Below are 16539 nucleotides of genomic sequence, written 5' to 3'. Positions count from 1 at the left end.
CGCTGGACGCCGCAGGCGCCGTCTACAACGGTATAAAATCAGAGAAGCCTTGTTTGTCGATACATGGTACTACCATGTATCAGTGGCACACGCCGTCGCGTGTTGTACCGGACAATTCGGCTGGTGTCGCCTTATAAACCATACTCGACCAACGGTTTAGCGCATGGAACGAGGCTTGCCCAACAGGATGCCGCAGGGTATAATGCTGTTGTGAAACTCGACCGCCAGACTGTCACCAAGTCCGCGTTGCGTGATCATGCGGACGACAATTACGTTCCCGGCACCATCGAGGAACGGATCTTGATGGTCTGGCCCATAACCCGCGAAGTCGCTGCGCTCAGCCCTGATCTTGACGTGAACCGGCCACTACAGAGAGATGTGGTCCGCGTTGTGCGTCAAGAACATTGAGTTCATCTCCCGTCCCGCGCCGATACATGGTAGTACCATGTATCGACTTGTTTCACGGCAAAACGCAGCCTGTGAGCGGCCCGTTGGTCCTCAGCTTCCGAAGGCTTATTTCGCGGGTGCAACGGGCCGCGGCGCGGGAATGCACGGCCGGCAGGCGACCGCCATCCATTTGCCGTGCTGCTTCTCGGCGACCCACGTGAGGTGATGCTTGACCGGCGGGGGCTCGGTGCCATCGGCGGCTTTCGCGAGCTGGACTTCCCCCGCCACGTCCACGACCGCGACGTTTTTGCCGAGGTAGCGGATGTTTTCAATCGTGCCGGTGTACGTACTGCCAACCGCCATACCGGTGCCCGTGTGTTCGTCCGTGAAGAGTTTCTCAATCTCGGCCGGGCCTTTGGCCTGGCGTCCCCAAGGGTTGATGAGGTCGCCGTCCGTCGCGAAGAACGCGGCGAGGAGCTTGGGATCGTGTTTGTTCCACGCGGCGGTCCATTCATCGTGGCGCTGGTGGATGGCGGCATCGTCTTCCTTTTGGTCAGCCCGCGCGGTCGGCAGGGCCATCAGTCCGAACAACAGCGGTAGCAGCAAGATCCGTTTCATGACAAACCTTTCCAAGAGTTGGTTGTGGTTTTGAGCGTCGAAGCGTTTATTTTAAACGCTCACCGACAGCGAGTCTAGGCAGGAACGTCTGCGCTGGCAAGCGCGCAAATACGTTGACGGTGCCGGGCGGGGCCGTAGTCTCGACGCGTGGCGGGCGTGCGGTCGTCTTCCAACAGCCGCACGCCCGGAATTCGCCACCCGCCACCGCTGTGGACGTTACTGTTTCTGGTAGAGATCGACTAATACGACGGTGCCTTTGCCGAGGGAATTTTTATACCGCAGCTTGATGGTTCCCAGCTTCGTGTAACCAGCCGGGGCCGCTGTCCCCGAGGGCAGTTGAAGATAGGCTCCCGACGGGGGAATGGACGCGGTGCCGAGTTGGCCGTTGGCGTCCACGACGACGGCTGCGCCATTGGTCACGCTCGTTCCGTTCACCCCCGCAATGAACGCAGCCGTGTGGGTTTCATTGCCGAGACGAATGACATTCGATTCACCGTCCACGCCGCTGTTGCCGATGTCGATGTTGTTATCGCCCGCGTTGTGGCCGGTGCCCGCCTGGAAGCCGAGGGCGATATTGTTGTTGCCGTTGGTGAGCTGGCCGAGCGCGGCATCACCCAGGCCCGTGTTCCTGTCGCCGCTGGCCAGGTTCAGGAGCGACCAATGTCCCACGCCCGTGTTATTCGTGCCGTTGGAAAAATAGAGACTGGCATAACCGACGGCAGTCTGGCCGTCGCCGCCGACGGATAACAAATCCATCGCGAGATCACCCACCGCCGTGTTCGCATTCGTGTAGCCGCCGACCTGCCCAAGATTATTGGCTTCTGCCGACAAGAGGGCGCCTAGGAAAAACGCGCTGAAAAGCACACCGCGCAACCAAACCGACCGGTTCGCGTGACGAAACGAAAGAGACTGACTCATGGTGATGATTCCTTTAACCGGGTGGTTTGACGACTGTGGCTGTCTGCAACAAGACAGGAGAGATCCCCCCGGAAAAAATCCCCCACCCTCTTGCAGAAATCGAAAACTCCAGATCAACGCCAGCGTTCGTTCACGAACGTCGAACCTCAAAAAAGCAGTAATTATGCCGGTGCCTTGAGGTCGGGGTAATCCCTGAAGATCGGCTCGATTAAGCCATCGAGACGGCGAACGCTCCCCATTTCACCACCACGCTCGTGACATTTATGAACACGCCCTCGCCTGCCGCGCCAACTTGTGAACGATTTCCGTCCTCTGATCCCGCTGGGCGGTCCGTGTTTGTCACTCCCGGGCTTCACACAACCTGTCGTCCGGAACTCATCTCCCGTCTCGCGTTGCCGATACATGGTAGTGCCATGTATTGACGGTACATGCCGTTTCAGGTCGCCTCCGGAGACAGTCGCTAACGAACGAACTCCTACTTGGGAGGCAATGGGCGACCCGGGTGAATCTTTTTATGCCGACCGCCGGTGAGCGCGATGAGGATAGCCACGACGAGCAGGACAGCCATTGCAACCTTGGCCAGGACCAAACTGACGAAATAAAACAGCATCAGGCCGATCATCAGTACCGCCATCAAGGCGACCGCCAGCCGTTTGATTGGATTCACGCCTACAACCTTCCGCACGCGGAATCAAATTGCAAGGAGTGATTGCCCCGGACTTCCGGGCAGAAAAATAGAGCTGAGAGGTAACTAGCTTCATGCGCACTCCCGATTACTACTCCTCTCAGCTCCTGTCCTAAGGTACGTCATATCCAGCGGAACGCAAGCCGAGCCCGAGGGTAGGGCGAGACGCAGTTCCGCGAAGCGGAAAGCCGAAGGCCGAGCCGAGCGGGCACGAGCGAGTGCATCCGAGCCGCAAGAGGCGGCGAGCCAAGTCAGATGGAGGCCAGTGTATTATTAGCATTCAAAGGATGGCGTTTCCCGTCGAACCGGACGAAGGTATACATAATGTGGTATCTCGTCGTCTTCTTGTCAGCGCTCCTGGTCGACTTCGTCCCCTTCATCGCGCCTCCCGCATGGACGATCATGGTGTTTCTGTTGGTGAGATTTAACCTGAATCCCTTGTTCGTGCTGCTAGCCGGCGTTCCCGGGTCCACCCTCGGCAGATACCTGATGGGCCTCTGTGTACCAAAATTCTCCAACCTGTTCATCAAACGCAGCAAACATATTGAACTGGAATTCGTCGGGAAAAAACTGAGTGCGAAACTCTGGCAGAGCTGGCTCTTCGTTTTCCTGTACACCCTGACGCCCCTTTCTTCCACGGCCCTCTTCACCGCCGCCGCCATCGCGAAAATCAGGGCGATCCGCGTCGTGCCGCCATTCTTCTGCGGCAAATTCGTGACCGACGCCATCATGCTCCTCATGGGGCGCTACGCCATCGAAAGCTTCACCACCATGGCGCACGGCGCTTTTTCCTGGAAACCGATTTCCGCCCTCGTGGGCGGCACCGTGCTCGCGGGCGTCCTGCTCTTCCTTGACGGCCGCGCGCTGCTCCAAGAAAAGAAGTTCACCTTCAATTTCAAAATCTGGAAATGACATCGATGCGGTGGTGGATGGCCCGGAGAACCGTTTGGGGCGGCCGCAACAACGCTGACTACCCTGCGGTGAACACCCCATGGTGGCGGCGAGCGGCAGGGTCTACCCTGTTGGTGGTTCCAAAGAATCAGATTCGAAAACAGATGGAGAAAGTCATGAAACAAGTTAAACAATTGTACGTCTCGCTGGCTGTAATGGCCGGCGTCGGTGGCTTCGCGATGATCACACCTCGCGCTTCGGCGCTGGACGTTATTGTGCACATCGGACCGGAAGTGGTTCCCAATCCGGTCGTGTATCACTATGTGTACTATCCCGAGGAAGAAGTCTACTTCGTGCCGGAAACACGCGTCTACTGGTGGTCCGTCGGCGGAGAATGGCGTTCGGGACCGCGCGTGCCGGAGGGCATCAAGTTGGGAGTGAACGTGAAGCTTGACGTAGATGGACGGGACCCTTGGCAGCATCATACGGTAATTCATGAGAAGTTCCCCGGCCACAAGCACGACCAGCAAGACAAGCACGGTGACCACGACCACAAATAGAACACTGCCTCAAATGCCTGACCACGGGCCCGCAATTGGGCGGCCCGTGTCGATCGGCTTTCCCAGAGCAAAACCGAACCGAAGGTAATCCCGAATTACTTAAACCCGTCGTCCCGAACTCGTCTCTCGTCCCGCGGCTGATGCATATGAAAGATATGTATCATCCCGTTTCCTGTCGCACCCGGTGATATTGCGGCGCTATTCCCGCGGTCCGTCGGGCCGGCCGCATCCAGACGGGGCTACGGGATTCCCCTACAGACTATCTCCTAGACACCGATTGGACATTTTCCCCATTGCGACCGCCCGATCCCAGGCCGAAATTACTCTCGAACAATGAGAGACCTGCAGTCCGATTGACTGCGCCGGCGAAGCAGGTCGGTGTCAGGACAGTTTGACGCGGTCATCGTTGTTCGGAAGAAAAAAAGCGAGAATGGAGGGACACAAATGAAGACGAGACGCATAACAGGGTTGATCGCAACCTTGACGTTAGCGGCAGCGGTAGTGGCCGCGGCCGCCGAGGCAGACCGGTTGTCCACGGATGTCCGTGACACCATACAGATGTACCGGTCACACAGCGCGGACATGCAGCAGCTGTTCGATACCGCGTATGGGTATGCCGTCTTTCCGTCGGTCGGCAAAGGCGCGATCGGCATCGGCGGGGCGGAAGGCCGGGGCCAGGTGTTTGAAAAAGGCGCCCTGATCGGCACGGTGAAGCTGACACAGGCCTCCGCCGGCGCGCAATTGGGTGCCCAGTCGTACTCCGAAGTGATCTTCTTCGAGACGCCGAAGGCATTCGATGACTTCAGGGACGGCAAGACCGCCTTTAGCGCCGGCCTCAGCGCTGCCCTCGCCGCGAAAGGTGGCGGCGGCGAAGCGAAATACCAGGGTGGTGTGCTGGTGCACACCATGGCAAGGTCGGGCCTGATGTTCGAGGCCAGCATCGGTGGACAACACTTCAAGTTCACCGCCTTGGGCGAAAGCAGTCCGGCACCGGCGCCAGCGGCAACGCAAGCGCCTCCAGCCGGATCGGCGGCGCCGCCAGTAGCACCGTCAACACCGACGGAATAGTAAGCGCTATCTGGCTGCAGAAGTAAGCCGAGGGCCGGGTTCTGGGAACCCGGCCCTCTTTTATTGTTCGGCGAACCAACGGATCGTCACCGGCCCAATTCAGCTCGTCCGTCGCACGGGACGCACACCCTGGCTGGTACACGCGTGGTAAGCGACCATGAACACAAACAATGCGATGGCGCACAGCGGATGGACAAACCATCCGAGCAACGCCGCCAGTCCGTACGACACGACCCCAACAATCGGACGGATCACTTGCGCCCCGATGGCTTCGGCACCCACACCCGGCTGCAGCAATTCCGGATGCCGCCGCAGGTACGGGAACACCGGCAGCCACGCCGCCGACATCAGCCCGGTGACCAGCGCGTAGAGCACCACCGCCGCCTTTTGGTCCGCCAGGTTGCCCGACCTAAATGCATCGGCCATCACTCCGGTCGGAAAGGGTATCAAGGCCACGAGGCCGAGGCCGCCAAGGTTCATGCAGTTGAGTGTCAAATTGACCTTGCGGATGTATTGGAACACGCCGTGATGGTTCAGCCAGATGATCCCGACATAAAAAAATGCCAGCGCATACGAGAGATAGGCCGGCCATGCCCGGAGAAGTTCTTCCGCCAGTTTGCCTGGAACCGCGGGAGGACGATGAATTTCCAGCACCAGCAAGGTGATGATGATAGCAAACACGCCGTCGCTGAAGATTTCAACGCGGCTGGGCTCGGCAAGGCGAGGTTCGTGATCCGTCGTGGCTGGTTGGCTCATGGGTGCGATTGCCCTCTTTCGTGCAGGCGACATTAATGAGATTCGCCGGTGCCTTCAAGCCTTACGCACATCCATGCGCCGAGCAGGGCCGCCAGGTTGGCGTTGACTACTCCTCCCGCGATGACCAGAAACAGGAGCTGGTTCGGGAACAGTTCCAGCGGGACCAGCGCTAAAATGGGAATCACCCAAAACACCATCCACATCGCCAGCCCTGCCCGGAAAGCAGTCCACGATCCAGCACCATATCGGGACCGCAGGCGGGCGTAAAGCCAAACAACAAAAAAGCCCACCAGGAAATTGGCGGGGATGAACGTCGTCCAGCCCGTGGGATGTTTACCCAGCGCCGCGAACGCCGCTGTCCAACGCTCCTGAAGCACCACGCGATGCAGCGCCAACTCGCCGGCGTTGATAACAACGCCAGCCAGCAAGCCCCCCGCGATCACCCCTGGCCACTTCGTCTTTGGCGCTTGGTTCGGCACAGCCCCGCCTTCCCAACATTACGTGTCTATCAAACCAGAGCGGCGAACTTCTGGCAAGGACTGCCACGAATGCCTAGGCGCATGACCTAGGGGCAAATCGGCGGGATGCCTGATTGCTCCGGCGCGTGGCGGGGTTAGGTTTATGGTGGTTCAGAAGGATGAACGCAAAAGAAATGGAGGAAGTCATGAAACGACTACAACATCTATGGCGTTGGATGGTGGTACTGGCCGGGGTCGCCGCGTTCGCGACGATCACGTCCCGCGTTTCGGCGGCAAGCGTCATTATACATATCGGACCCGAAGTAGCGCCTGCGCCCAACGCGGTGGTGTACCATTATGTCTATTATCCCGAGGAGGAAGTGTACTTCGTGCCGGAAACTCGTGTCTACTGGTGGGTGGACGGCGGGGTCTGGCGCTCGGGGCCCGCGGTGCCGGTCAGCATCACGCTGGGAGCGAGCGTGAATCTTGACGTCGATGCGCGTGACCCGTGGCGGCATCACGAGGTGATCGTCGCGAGATATCCGCGCCACAAACACGAGCAGCGCGAGGAACGACGCGAGGAAAAACGTGAAGAGAGACACGACCGCGACCACGACTAGGAATTGTGTCGCAAATACCTGATCGTGGGGGCTAACAACAGTCCGACCGCATACGAGTCCTCGTTAGGGACAGAGTCGCGTACCGCAGCGTGAGACGCGACGAAGTTCCCTGACGGGGGCAAAGGATTTCGCGGTCCCGCGCGGTGGGAAAAGCGCGTTGCATTACCCGCGGAACATAAAGTACGCGGCGCCGATGAGGCAGAGACCCGCCCACAGGAAATCGAGCTTGAGCGGTTGGCGCATATAAAAATAGGCAAACGGCGCGAACACGGCGAGCGTGATGATTTCCTGCGTCACTTTCAATTGCGCCAGGCTCATCGTGGTGTAGCCGATGCGGTTGGCGGGGACCTGGAGCAGATACTCGAACAACGCAATCCCCCAGCTCAGGAGCGCGGCGATATACCACTTCTTGTCCCCCCAGTTTCGCAAGTGGGCGTACCACGCAAAGGTCATGAAGGTGTTTGAGCAGGTCAACAGCACCACGGTCCGGTAAACGATGGGTAAATTCATGGCGTCAGAATAATGAAAGCCCGTCTCCCACCGCAAGCAGAACGGCGTCCTACAGAGGCATCTCGTAGTAGATCAGCGGCACGCCGCGGTAGGTGACGTGCCCCATTTCCCGGTAGCCGCACTTGGCGTAGAATTCGCCGGCGCCACCGGGCAAATCGTAGACATCGAGCCAAATGGCGTCACCCGGCCACACCTTGACGACGCGTTTTACATCCTCCAGCATGGCGCGGCCGACACCGTGCCTTTGCCGATCGGGTTCTACGGCCATCGCGAGAAGATAGAGCGGTCGTTGACATTTCGTGAAGTATGACCGATCGATCGACCACGGCTTCTTCGTGGTCAATTGAAGCGTCCCGATGATCGTTCGCGCGTCTCGAACGATGTAAACACGGCCGGTGCGCATGGCGTACAAGACGCCTTTCTCGGTCACGGTTGACGTCCAGGGCCCGCGCCCGAAATCACGCGTGAGCTTCTCATGGGTCGCCATCCGCAACTTCGCAATGGCTTTGGCCTGTGCCGTCGTCGCCTGTTTCAGCGTGACGTTCACTTCCGAGCATGGCGGCCTGCGGCCCGGCTCACAGACGGCCCTCTTCGTCGTCGTACACGTCGAAGAAGAACCGCACCCGGTTCGGATGCGGACAGAATCGCGGGATGTACGTCTCGTAGTATTCGAGGTAACTGTCCGCCAATTCGCTGAGCAGCTTGCACTTCATCTCGTGGTTCCAACGGATGATCGCCGCGGCATCCTTCACCTTGGACTGCTCGCGCAACCATTGTGCCACTTCGTCGTCGCTCGCTCCGGTCGCGACGAATTCCTTGAACGGCGTGGGCGCAATTCCTGTGAACTGCCACAGGAACGCCGAAAGGCCGCACGGGTGAAAATTGTATTCGCCGTTGATGCCCAGCAGGAACGCCCGGCATTTCACGAGGCTGCGCATGGCAATCACATAACCGCCGAGTTTTTCGTGCGGGCTGGGCGGTGGTTGTTTGCGAAGGTCTTTGACAAGGGCCTGGAGCTTGGGGGCATTCATGGTGTTGAGTCTCTTCGTTTACTGTCCCGTGGTGAGGACGACGCGAAACCGCGCCTTCCCGCTCATCATGCGGTCGTAGGCTTCGCTCACCCGCTCCAGTGGGAAGACTTCATTCATCGACCGCACGCCGGAAAGCACGCTGAACGAAAGCGTATCCTGCGAATCGATCGACGTGCCGGAATACCAGCCCCTGACCGACAGCATTCCGCCAATCATCGGGAATGGGGATATCGACAGCATCGGCGGCGCACCCAGGATCATCAGCGTCCCGCGCGACGCCAGGCCACCAAGCGTGGCGCTCATCGCATCGCCGTTCGTCACAGTCGCCAGCACAACTTTCGCGCCGCCCAGTTTCGTCAGTTCCACCGCCGGGTCCTGTGATTGGCTGTCAATGTAATGCCATGCACCGAGCTGACGGGCTAGCGGTTCCTTGTCCTTGCCGCGCGCAATCGCCACTGTCTTGAATCCCATCTTGACCGCAAACTGCACGCCGAGATGGCCCAGCCCGCCGATCCCCAACACCGCGACCAGATCCCCTCCGCGCGCGCCGCTATTGCGTAGCGCGTTAAAGGTCGTCACACCCGCGCACATCAACGGGGCGCCATCGACCTCCGACAATCCCTCGGGCACGCGCGCCACCGCTTCGGCCGGCGCGATCATATAATCTGCGTAACCGCCGTCGGTGGTGATCCCCGTGATCTGCGTGGATGTCTGGCAGGCAAAAAAATCTCCCCGCCGGCAATTATCACAGTGGCTGCAGTATCCGCCGTTCCAGCCCACACCCACCCGCTCGCCCGGCGTCCAACCAGCGACCTCGGGACCGACCGCATCCACCAGCCCGATGACCTCATGCCCGGGAACTCGCGGGTATTGGATGCCCGGCATCAAACCTTCCTTGGCCAGCACATCACTGTGGCAAACGCCACAAGCCTGGACCTTAATGCGCACCGATCCGGCGCGGGGTGTTGGAATTTCTCGTTCGACAATCTCAAATGGCCCTTTGGGGCGGGAAATTTGTGCCACTCGCATCTTCGCCATAATTGCCTCCAATCGTCCTTTCAACCAGCCGTTGTAATCCTGACAGTAGTCTCAGGATAAACTCTGTGCAAGGGGACACGCAGCAGATGCAATGAGTGGTCGGGAACTGGGGGTTGATGTAGCTCGTTGGTTTCCTTCCGCGGGGGGCGGTTCGCAACTACCCGCCGCCCCCCGCTGGATAAGGAACTACTCGCCTGCCACCGAACAAAGTATGGCCGAGGCATATGGTGGGATGGTTGCGAAATTGTTACAACTGCGTGAAGACCCACGGGAGAGCCAGTGCCCTAGTACCCGGACTTGTACCCACCCTTGGGTTCGACCTTTAAGGTCGGTTCCCCGCCCTGGGCCTCTGGCGGTCGGGCCTGATTATCAGGGATTTGGGTGTCGATAAGTTTGCCGTCGGTACCGATGATGAAAGTTTTTTCCTGGCCGTTGAATGACACAGCGGCTTCGTAATACGACTGGCCATCTTCGGTGACGTCGGCGATGGACTCGATCCTGCCCTTGGCGGCGTTTTGTTGGATCGTCTTTTGCACCGCGGCCGAGAGATTGGTCAGGGCCATTTCCTCGGCCCGCAGCAGCAGTTTGCCGTCGGGCGCGACCTCGATCTGCCACTTCCTCTCCCCTTTCGCGCATTCCACACCGTAGGCGATTCGGCGATCCACGGTCTCCTTCCGCATCTTCACAATCTTGCCGTCGCCGACCTGTTCCTTAACAGTTTTCTGGACCGCCTTGGGGAGCTTGGTGACATCAAACACCTCATCGCTCTTCGCGTGGGAACTCGTTACCAGTCCCATGGCAAGAATGAACGGGGCCAGCCTGAATACTATACGATACTGGTGCATGGCATGCCTCCGCGCCGCAGTTTCTATTCCTTCGCCTTGGTCAGATAGGCAATGAATTTTTTCTCGAACACCTGAGGGTCGCTCGATTTGGTACCGTACACGTCCCGCCACGCGGAATCAAATCGCGCGCCCTCGCTCTGGAGTTTCAGAAACTTCATCAACGGCCCGATCCCGCCGTGGAAGTAGTACAGGAAACTGATCAGCCGCTCCGATTCGGTATAGAACGCCGTCACCTCATCCGTCGTCCTCGGATAATCGACCGCACTGGTCAGGGTGTCCAGCGGGATGTATTGGTCGCGGTTCAGGTGATCGTGCACGTTTTGGAGCGTGTAATTGCGCTCCTTGAGGTAGGTGCGGTAGAGGCGGAAGCCTTCGAATTCGGCAAGCCCTTCGTTGAGCCACAACGGGATGTCGCCAGCCACGAACCGATGCAGCACGAGATGGGTCATCTCGTGCGGCAGCGTGGTGCCCTGGAACTTGAAATTCGGACGCGACCAAAAGAAGAGTTCGCGTCCGGTGCACCAGCCGCCTGTCCAGGATTCCATCCTGCCCTCGCCGACAAAGTGCTGCCAGGCCGGTTGGTTGAGGAACACGTAGACCTGGCATTTCCGCTCAAATGAATCCTGCGTGATCCCCAGGTCCTTCTTGATTTCCGCATACGACCACTCCGCCACGCCCACGAGCTGCGTGACCGCAAAGCCTGCCTCGGTGTGAAAAATGAAATGCTCGGACTCGCTGTGCTGCCAGGTGATGGACTTGATGCCCAGGGCCGTGTCCCCCTGACGCGACACGGTGTGCTCGCTCAGTTCTTCCAGCGGCGCCAACTTGAGACGGTACACGCCGGGGGGCGATGTGTCGTCCTCCCCTTGAGCGACGGGGTGGATCCCACAGAGGATTGCGCCAACCAGGCCCACGAGCGCTCCGAAACGTTTCATCGGCATCTGTATAAATGCCGCCTGCTGCCAGTTCCAGTGAAATCGACAACGACGTCAGGACACACGCTTTACCGCGTGACTTGTTTTCGCGGCGCGTCGGGGTCGAGGTCACGCAGATACTGGAACGAGAGGATACCCGAAGCGTGGCCGTCGCCCCATTGCGGTTGGATGGCGTAACCGCCGACGTACTGCCAGCCGCGCAATTCAAAACTCGCGGGCGTGAGCTTCTGCGGAGGCGGTTTATACTCGACCATGACGTTCGTCTCGCCCTTGCACATCGCGCACGGACAGGCGCGGCGCAGCGTTTCGAAGTCGAAATAGCTCTCATGCCCATCCTCCCACACGATGGCGAGGATGTTGTTCACGGTCTCAATGTTTTTTGGCTTCACTTCGCCTTCGTTTTCTCCGGCCACGGGCAGAGTTTGTTAATCGAACAATTCGGGCAATTGGGGTTCCTGGCCCGGCACACGCGCCGCCCGTGGAACTGTAGCAGGTGGCAGAACTTCGTCCACTCCTTCCGCGGCACGATCTTCACGACGTCGGCCTCGATCTTGTCCGGCGCATCCTGGTTCGTCAACCCGAGCCGTTGCGACAGCCGCCATGTATGCGTATCGACCACGATGGCCGGTTGCCCAAACGCGTTGGCGAGGATGGCATTGGCGGTCTTGCGCCCGACGCCGGGTAGTTTCAGGAGATCGTCGATGTTGTCGGGAACCTGGCCGCCGAAGTCTTTCACCAACATCGCGCAAGCTCCCTGAATCGAGCGTGTCTTCTGGCGGAAAAAATTGATCCGGCTTACCTGTTTCTGGAGGACCGATTCCTTCTCGTTGGCGTAAGCGGCCGCCGTGCGATACTTGCGGAAGAGTTCCGGCGTCACGACATTGACGAGATCATCGCGCGCCTGCGCAGCGAGGATCAGCGCGATCAGCAACTCGAGAGGGTCCGAGAAATCCAGCGCCAGCTTTGCGTCTGGATGCGTGCGCTTAAGAAGCGCAATGATCTTCCTGACCCGCACCCGCTTCGATCCGTGAGACTCCCTCGCCATGGCGCATCATCAAGGAGAGCCAATGATCTGCTGGAAGCGGGGATTGCCGCGCAGGCTGTTGAATTGCTGGTCGCTGGCGGCCTGCGCCCGAAGTTGCGGTGCCAGTGCAATGGCCTTTTCCAGCATGGGGAGCGCGGCATCGGCGTTGTTTGCCATGGTGCGCATCACGGCCAGGTAATAGTATCCCCGCGGATCCTGCGGCGCCCGCTGCGTCATGGTCTCCAGCGCATTCAAGGCCGCCTCGTGCTGACCCATGTTCCAGTACACCTGGGCCGTCTGCAAAAAGGCGTCGGCAGGGATGTCTTTCTGTTGCAGATAACTTCGCAATAGCTGGATAATCCGTTCGTTCTGGCCGGCTTTTGAGTACGCTTGGGCCAACTGGGTCAACAACCCGAAGTCGCGCGGGCTGTTCGAGTAAGCCGCTTCGAGTTGGGGGATGTCCTGGCGCGACTGTTTGATGCCTTTGATTTGGTCGATGGCCCCCGTAATCTTGTCGTTGAGCGGGTCAAGCTTCTGTAACGCCTCGAGGGTCGCCAGGGCATCATCGGTGCGGCCGAGTTCCATGTAGAGTTGCGCGAGCCGGAAATTGCCTTCGGGACTTTCCGGGCAAAGTTGCAGCGCCTGTTTGAACGCGTATTCCGCTTCCACCGCCATCTGCCGCGAGGCATAGAGCCCGCCGATGGCCGAACGCAGTTTGGAGAACGTCTTCTGGGCGTCGCTGTCGTGATGGAACTGCGGGCGCGCACTGAGCTCCTCGCAGAGCTTGTCCCAATAAGCCTTGTCTCTTTTGACGATTCCCTCCCAAAGCTGCGGGTCTTGCTGGGGACCGGGCAGAGGGTCGTGGTTGATCTTCATGATGATCCCGGCCGGCGTGAGATACGGGTACATCCATGGGATGACGTAGCTCTCCTCGACGTAGAACGAATGCTTGTCCTTGGCATGGTCGAAGATCCACTTCGTGAGAATGCCGTTGATGTTCATCACACCGGCCACGCCGCGTACCTGCACCGCGCCGCCTTCGATCGTGACATTCTCGTCGGCGCTGAGGTGCTCACCGTGCGCCTGGCGGGTCTGCACGTTGTTGATATACTCCTGGAACGCATGTTGCGTGTCCAACTCACTGGGAATCCAAATCGGTTCCTTGGGATACATGGTGTCGCGATGGAGGTGGGTCCAGCCCCAGCGAAACACCGCTCGCTGCCAGGGCAGGCGGCGTTCGAGTGTCGATGGGTTGTTGGGATCGGGCCGCGTGTAATCGTAATGGTCGCGGATGTAGGACATATACGTGCTGTCAGCCAGCGCGTTTTGCGTGATGATGTACACGTCGCGACGATCAAAATTCGGGCTGCCTTCCGGGTCGAAATGCGGATCGCGGTAGCGGTCGCTGGGGGGCACGCGACTCTCGCAGAAAATCATATACGTCGGCACGAAGCGGCCCGGATCCGTTCCGCCGTAGAGGACGGCGTCCTTATCCATGTCCGGATAACCACCCAAGGGACGGAACATGCGGTAGCCGAATTGGTAGCCAAAGTCGTGGTCCCGCTGGTCGCAGGTACCGCGGTTGCGTTCGAAGGAAATCACCGGCGACGCCAGCAACGCCACGCACAACCCGCGCATGACTGTGCGCGGAAACTCCCGCCAATGGGCCAGCACCCATGCCGCTGATAGCGCCATCCCATATCCAATCATCATGGCAAAGAATCCATGCGCGGGCGCGAAAAACTTGATGTTGATCTCCTGGTTCTGCTTGTCGACACCCGGATTGATGATCATCAACAGGACAAAGCTTGTCGTCAGGAACGATAGCCACACGAATATCAGCCAGGCGCGGGCGCGCCCGTGCAGATCCTTCCACCACCTGATCAGCATCGCCAGTGTTCCAAACGCGAACAAGACGATCGGCAGGCCGAGCAGGAAATCCTTGTCGAATCCCAGCGGCAGGCTGAACTGCTGCAAGAGCGCCCGCGCAAAGAGCCCGGTCTGAATCCAGAATTCCTTGCGCCAGGGTGGGGATAAATTCAACCTCTCGTATTGGCCGCGCGTGAAGGTATGGAGAAAACCCTGCTTCGTATACGCATAACCCCAATTCATCGGCGGGTTCGTCGATGATGAGACCGACATGTAGAAGTAGCAACTGCAGCCGATAAGAAACGCCGCGGTACAGATCAATGCCCGCTTCCAACTCAGCCATCCTTCGTTCCCCATCCAGACCAACATGAGTATGGCCAGCGCCGCCGGCATGAAAATCAAAGCGGTTGCGGCAATCGGCGGGCCGAAAAGAATGAACATGTTCACTTTCTGCGCCAGGACATCGCCATTGGGTCCCGTCTGCAACCACGCGTCCACGTACGCGCTGGCCGCCAAACCAAGCAGGGCCGCAACGGTGAGTTCCCAAAACGCAGATAACGCCGGCATCACCACGGCCATCCGCCATGGCCGCCTGTCCCACACCGACAAGAGTCCCAGGGCGAACGCGCCGGGTATGAACGCCGCGGCCATCACGACGATTGTCTGGTGGACACAAAGACCCAGCGCATAGAAGAGGATCGTCGCGTACAGGAATCCGTACCGTTGCGGCCGCATCATCCACGCAAAAAACGTGCAGGCCGTGATGATGAACATGAACAGGTTCAGGATGCGCATCTCGGGCACGCAGGCCCACAACCAGACGCCGCGATTAAAGCCGAAGAGCAGCGCCACCGCCGACCCGATCGTCAGCGCCATCCAGTGCTTCATGGAATCTTCGATGTCCTTCGCCCAGGTCACCGAGCGCAGCAACATCATGATCGACCGCGTCATCAGCAGTGTCATCACGCCGACCACCAGCGCGCCCGTCAGTACCGACATCAGGCAAATCCGATACGCGGGATTGCCGATCGGTACCAAATGGCGCCACACCCATCCCAGGAACGCCCACAATGGATATCCCGGCGGATGCGGCACGCCGAAATTGAAAGCACCCGTCACAAGTTCGCCGGAATCCTCGAGTGTCACCTCGGGGGACATGAAATAAAGGAATGCAAACCCGGATATCAGGAACGTGATGATCGCTGCAATCCAATCCTGTGGCGTGAAGAAAGCGTGCAGGCTTTGCGGTGGCTCCGGCGGCGTCACGGGTACCGGCGCTACTGGGGTGGGAGTTGGAATTGTCAGCTTGCGGTTTTTCTTGCCCATATATTGTTACTCGTCAGTGTCGCGGGTGTGGCCTTAGCGTCGGATTTGAATATTCGTAAGTGTTGATGGTGAGCGCAGCACAACCACGGTGTTCTCTCCCATTGGGCAAGCCGCTGCGAGTTTGGTCTCCCAAAGGGCGAGCGATGGCCACAGCCCGTTGCTGGCCGCGACTGCTGCCGTATTGGCTTGGGACGCCGGCTGCGGGGATCGGGGCAGCCAATACCCACCTGCCAACAATGCAAGCGACAAGGCACCGGCCAGAGCGGCCTGAAAACCGGTTCGGTGAATGTACTGCCAGAACGCCGAGGAGCGTCCGGTTTTCGGTCGTTGCATCTCATGCAAAATGGACCGGCGGGCCGTCGCCGGCAGACGCGATGGACGCAGGGTATTGAGTTGATGTTCCAACGTGTCGAATGGTGTACTCATGGTGTGCCCGCCTTTGCAAGTTGTTGCCGCAACGCAGCGAGTGCCAACCGATAGCGGGAGGCGACCGTGTTTGGCGATTCGTCGGTCACCGTGGCAATCTGCTGAAATGTCAGCTCGCCCCAAATTTTCAATGTGAGGACCTCCCGTTGCTCGACGGGGAGCTCCCGAATCGCAGCCTCCAACTTCGCCTGCTCCTCGGCTCTCTCCAGCGGGGATTCAAACAACGGCGGCTGCTCGTACAGGGACTCCCCGGCTGCCGCCTCACGTCGCCAGCGACGCACCGCCTGCCGCTTGCGGTCGAGCACAGTATAGCGCACGGCGGAATAGCAAAGCGCCGGCAGATCCGGTTCGGTGACGCCATTGTTCGCATGTTTGCGCCAAACGCGGAGGAACGCCTCCTGCACCACGTCGGCGGCATCGGCGTCGTTGCGGCACAACTGGCGCGCGTACAAAAAAAGGCCGTCTCCACACTGGTGGAGCATCCGTTGCCACATGATCCCATCTGTTGCATTGTCCGTCACACGGTTGACGCCCTGCCAAAGGTTAATCGTCGCTGAGGGCGTCATTTGTCACC

At 59.3% G+C, this 16539-nt stretch carries 21 protein-coding genes; 5 read left to right on the top strand and 16 right to left on the bottom strand.

Annotation, left to right across the window (positions count from 1 at the left end; genetic code table 11):
- Positions 1 to 210 precede the first annotated feature (210 nt).
- On the top strand, positions 211 to 408 hold the full coding sequence (locus VNL17_11465) for a hypothetical protein (protein HXI84693.1): 198 nt from the start codon (positions 211 to 213) through the stop codon (positions 406 to 408).
- Positions 409 to 513: 105 nt separating this feature from the next.
- Here VNL17_11465 and VNL17_11460 read toward each other — a convergent pair whose 3' ends face one another.
- The 3 genes from VNL17_11460 to VNL17_11450 form a co-directional block, all read right to left on the bottom strand.
- Complete coding sequence (locus tag VNL17_11460; GenBank protein ID HXI84692.1) at positions 514 to 1005, bottom strand: SgcJ/EcaC family oxidoreductase; 492 nt, start codon at positions 1003 to 1005, stop codon at positions 514 to 516.
- Positions 1006 to 1221: 216 nt separating this feature from the next.
- Entirely contained in the window at positions 1222 to 1923 is a 702-nt protein-coding gene (locus VNL17_11455) for a hypothetical protein (GenBank protein ID HXI84691.1), read from the bottom strand.
- Positions 1924 to 2398: 475 nt separating this feature from the next.
- Positions 2399 to 2590 (bottom strand): hypothetical protein, encoded by a 192-nt coding sequence (locus VNL17_11450; protein HXI84690.1) that lies wholly within the window; start codon positions 2588 to 2590, stop codon positions 2399 to 2401.
- A gap of 342 nt (positions 2591 to 2932) precedes the next feature.
- On the opposite strand from VNL17_11450, the gene VNL17_11445 reads away from it, so the two are divergent.
- The 3 genes from VNL17_11445 (at position 2933) to VNL17_11435 (ending at position 5127) form a co-directional block, all read left to right on the top strand.
- Positions 2933 to 3520, top strand: a complete 588-nt coding sequence (locus VNL17_11445) for a hypothetical protein (GenBank protein HXI84689.1) — start codon at positions 2933 to 2935, stop codon at positions 3518 to 3520.
- 155 nt (positions 3521 to 3675) lie between these two features.
- Positions 3676 to 4059: a hypothetical protein gene (locus VNL17_11440; protein HXI84688.1), complete on the top strand. Its 384-nt coding sequence runs from the start codon at positions 3676 to 3678 to the stop codon at positions 4057 to 4059.
- A 444-nt stretch (positions 4060 to 4503) separates the two neighbouring features.
- On the top strand, positions 4504 to 5127 hold the full coding sequence (locus tag VNL17_11435; protein HXI84687.1) for a YSC84-related protein: 624 nt from the start codon (positions 4504 to 4506) through the stop codon (positions 5125 to 5127).
- 99 nt (positions 5128 to 5226) lie between these two features.
- Here the strand turns inward: VNL17_11435 and VNL17_11430 are convergent, their stop codons facing one another.
- Positions 5227 to 5883, bottom strand: a complete 657-nt coding sequence (locus tag VNL17_11430; GenBank protein HXI84686.1) for a TMEM175 family protein — start codon at positions 5881 to 5883, stop codon at positions 5227 to 5229.
- 32 nt (positions 5884 to 5915) lie between these two features.
- On the bottom strand, positions 5916 to 6362 hold the full coding sequence (locus VNL17_11425; protein ID HXI84685.1) for a hypothetical protein: 447 nt from the start codon (positions 6360 to 6362) through the stop codon (positions 5916 to 5918).
- A 185-nt stretch (positions 6363 to 6547) separates the two neighbouring features.
- Between VNL17_11425 and VNL17_11420 the strand changes: the two genes are divergently transcribed.
- Positions 6548 to 6961, top strand: coding sequence for a hypothetical protein (locus tag VNL17_11420; GenBank protein HXI84684.1), 414 nt, complete (start codon positions 6548 to 6550; stop codon positions 6959 to 6961).
- Between the two features lie 162 nt (positions 6962 to 7123).
- On the opposite strand, the gene VNL17_11415 is transcribed toward VNL17_11420, so the two are convergent.
- The 11 genes from VNL17_11415 to VNL17_11365 form a co-directional block, all read right to left on the bottom strand.
- Entirely contained in the window at positions 7124 to 7471 is a 348-nt protein-coding gene (locus tag VNL17_11415; protein ID HXI84683.1) for a DMT family protein, read from the bottom strand.
- A 49-nt stretch (positions 7472 to 7520) separates the two neighbouring features.
- The gene (locus tag VNL17_11410) at positions 7521 to 8018 is read right to left on the bottom strand and encodes a GNAT family N-acetyltransferase (GenBank protein ID HXI84682.1); all 498 of its coding nucleotides are present in this window, start codon (positions 8016 to 8018) and stop codon (positions 7521 to 7523) included.
- Between the two features lie 28 nt (positions 8019 to 8046).
- The gene (locus VNL17_11405) at positions 8047 to 8502 is read right to left on the bottom strand and encodes a DUF5069 domain-containing protein (protein HXI84681.1); all 456 of its coding nucleotides are present in this window, start codon (positions 8500 to 8502) and stop codon (positions 8047 to 8049) included.
- Between the two features lie 18 nt (positions 8503 to 8520).
- Positions 8521 to 9540 (bottom strand): alcohol dehydrogenase, encoded by a 1020-nt coding sequence (locus tag VNL17_11400; GenBank protein HXI84680.1) that lies wholly within the window; start codon positions 9538 to 9540, stop codon positions 8521 to 8523.
- Between the two features lie 284 nt (positions 9541 to 9824).
- Positions 9825 to 10385: a hypothetical protein gene (locus VNL17_11395; GenBank protein ID HXI84679.1), complete on the bottom strand. Its 561-nt coding sequence runs from the start codon at positions 10383 to 10385 to the stop codon at positions 9825 to 9827.
- A gap of 23 nt (positions 10386 to 10408) precedes the next feature.
- A complete protein-coding gene (locus VNL17_11390) occupies positions 10409 to 11320 on the bottom strand; it encodes a hypothetical protein (protein HXI84678.1) in 912 nt (303 codons plus the stop codon).
- 68 nt (positions 11321 to 11388) lie between these two features.
- Positions 11389 to 11709 (bottom strand): DUF971 domain-containing protein, encoded by a 321-nt coding sequence (locus VNL17_11385; GenBank protein ID HXI84677.1) that lies wholly within the window; start codon positions 11707 to 11709, stop codon positions 11389 to 11391.
- Positions 11706 to 12365, bottom strand: coding sequence for an endonuclease III (gene nth / locus VNL17_11380; GenBank protein ID HXI84676.1), 660 nt, complete (start codon positions 12363 to 12365; stop codon positions 11706 to 11708). Before nth ends, VNL17_11385 begins: the two co-directional genes overlap by 4 nt.
- Before the next feature lie 9 nt (positions 12366 to 12374).
- Positions 12375 to 15539: a DUF2723 domain-containing protein gene (locus tag VNL17_11375; protein HXI84675.1), complete on the bottom strand. Its 3165-nt coding sequence runs from the start codon at positions 15537 to 15539 to the stop codon at positions 12375 to 12377.
- 33 nt (positions 15540 to 15572) lie between these two features.
- Positions 15573 to 15965, bottom strand: a complete 393-nt coding sequence (locus tag VNL17_11370; GenBank protein HXI84674.1) for a hypothetical protein — start codon at positions 15963 to 15965, stop codon at positions 15573 to 15575.
- Positions 15962 to 16531 (bottom strand): sigma-70 family RNA polymerase sigma factor, encoded by a 570-nt coding sequence (locus VNL17_11365; protein HXI84673.1) that lies wholly within the window; start codon positions 16529 to 16531, stop codon positions 15962 to 15964. The genes VNL17_11370 and VNL17_11365 overlap by 4 nt, the downstream gene beginning before the upstream one ends.
- Between the last annotated feature and the right edge of the window lie 8 nt (positions 16532 to 16539).

The sequence above is a fragment of the Verrucomicrobiia bacterium genome (assembly GCA_035577545.1).
In the GTDB taxonomy this organism is placed as follows: domain Bacteria; phylum Verrucomicrobiota; class Verrucomicrobiia; order Palsa-1439; family Palsa-1439; genus Palsa-1439.
This window is presented reverse-complemented; position numbering and strand designations above follow the sequence as displayed.

Bases quoted from the DNA above. Each gene is read 5' to 3' on its own strand.
- VNL17_11460 (HXI84692.1), bottom strand. From the start codon at position 1,005: ATGAAACGGATCTTGCTGCTACCGCTGTTGTTCGGACTGATGGCCCTG.
- VNL17_11455 (HXI84691.1), bottom strand. From the start codon at position 1,923: ATGAGTCAGTCTCTTTCGTTTCGTCACGCGAACCGGTCGGTTTGGTTG.
- VNL17_11445 (HXI84689.1), top strand. From the start codon at position 2,933: ATGTGGTATCTCGTCGTCTTCTTGTCAGCGCTCCTGGTCGACTTCGTC.
- VNL17_11440 (HXI84688.1), top strand. From the start codon at position 3,676: ATGAAACAAGTTAAACAATTGTACGTCTCGCTGGCTGTAATGGCCGGC.
- VNL17_11435 (HXI84687.1), top strand. From the start codon at position 4,504: ATGAAGACGAGACGCATAACAGGGTTGATCGCAACCTTGACGTTAGCG.
- VNL17_11430 (HXI84686.1), bottom strand. From the start codon at position 5,883: ATGAGCCAACCAGCCACGACGGATCACGAACCTCGCCTTGCCGAGCCC.
- VNL17_11420 (HXI84684.1), top strand. From the start codon at position 6,548: ATGAAACGACTACAACATCTATGGCGTTGGATGGTGGTACTGGCCGGG.
- VNL17_11415 (HXI84683.1), bottom strand. From the start codon at position 7,471: ATGAATTTACCCATCGTTTACCGGACCGTGGTGCTGTTGACCTGCTCA.
- VNL17_11405 (HXI84681.1), bottom strand. From the start codon at position 8,502: ATGAATGCCCCCAAGCTCCAGGCCCTTGTCAAAGACCTTCGCAAACAA.
- VNL17_11400 (HXI84680.1), bottom strand. From the start codon at position 9,540: ATGGCGAAGATGCGAGTGGCACAAATTTCCCGCCCCAAAGGGCCATTT.
- VNL17_11395 (HXI84679.1), bottom strand. From the start codon at position 10,385: ATGCACCAGTATCGTATAGTATTCAGGCTGGCCCCGTTCATTCTTGCC.
- VNL17_11390 (HXI84678.1), bottom strand. From the start codon at position 11,320: ATGAAACGTTTCGGAGCGCTCGTGGGCCTGGTTGGCGCAATCCTCTGT.
- nth (HXI84676.1), bottom strand. From the start codon at position 12,365: ATGGCGAGGGAGTCTCACGGATCGAAGCGGGTGCGGGTCAGGAAGATC.
- VNL17_11375 (HXI84675.1), bottom strand. From the start codon at position 15,539: ATGGGCAAGAAAAACCGCAAGCTGACAATTCCAACTCCCACCCCAGTA.
- VNL17_11370 (HXI84674.1), bottom strand. From the start codon at position 15,965: ATGAGTACACCATTCGACACGTTGGAACATCAACTCAATACCCTGCGT.
- VNL17_11365 (HXI84673.1), bottom strand. From the start codon at position 16,531: ATGACGCCCTCAGCGACGATTAACCTTTGGCAGGGCGTCAACCGTGTG.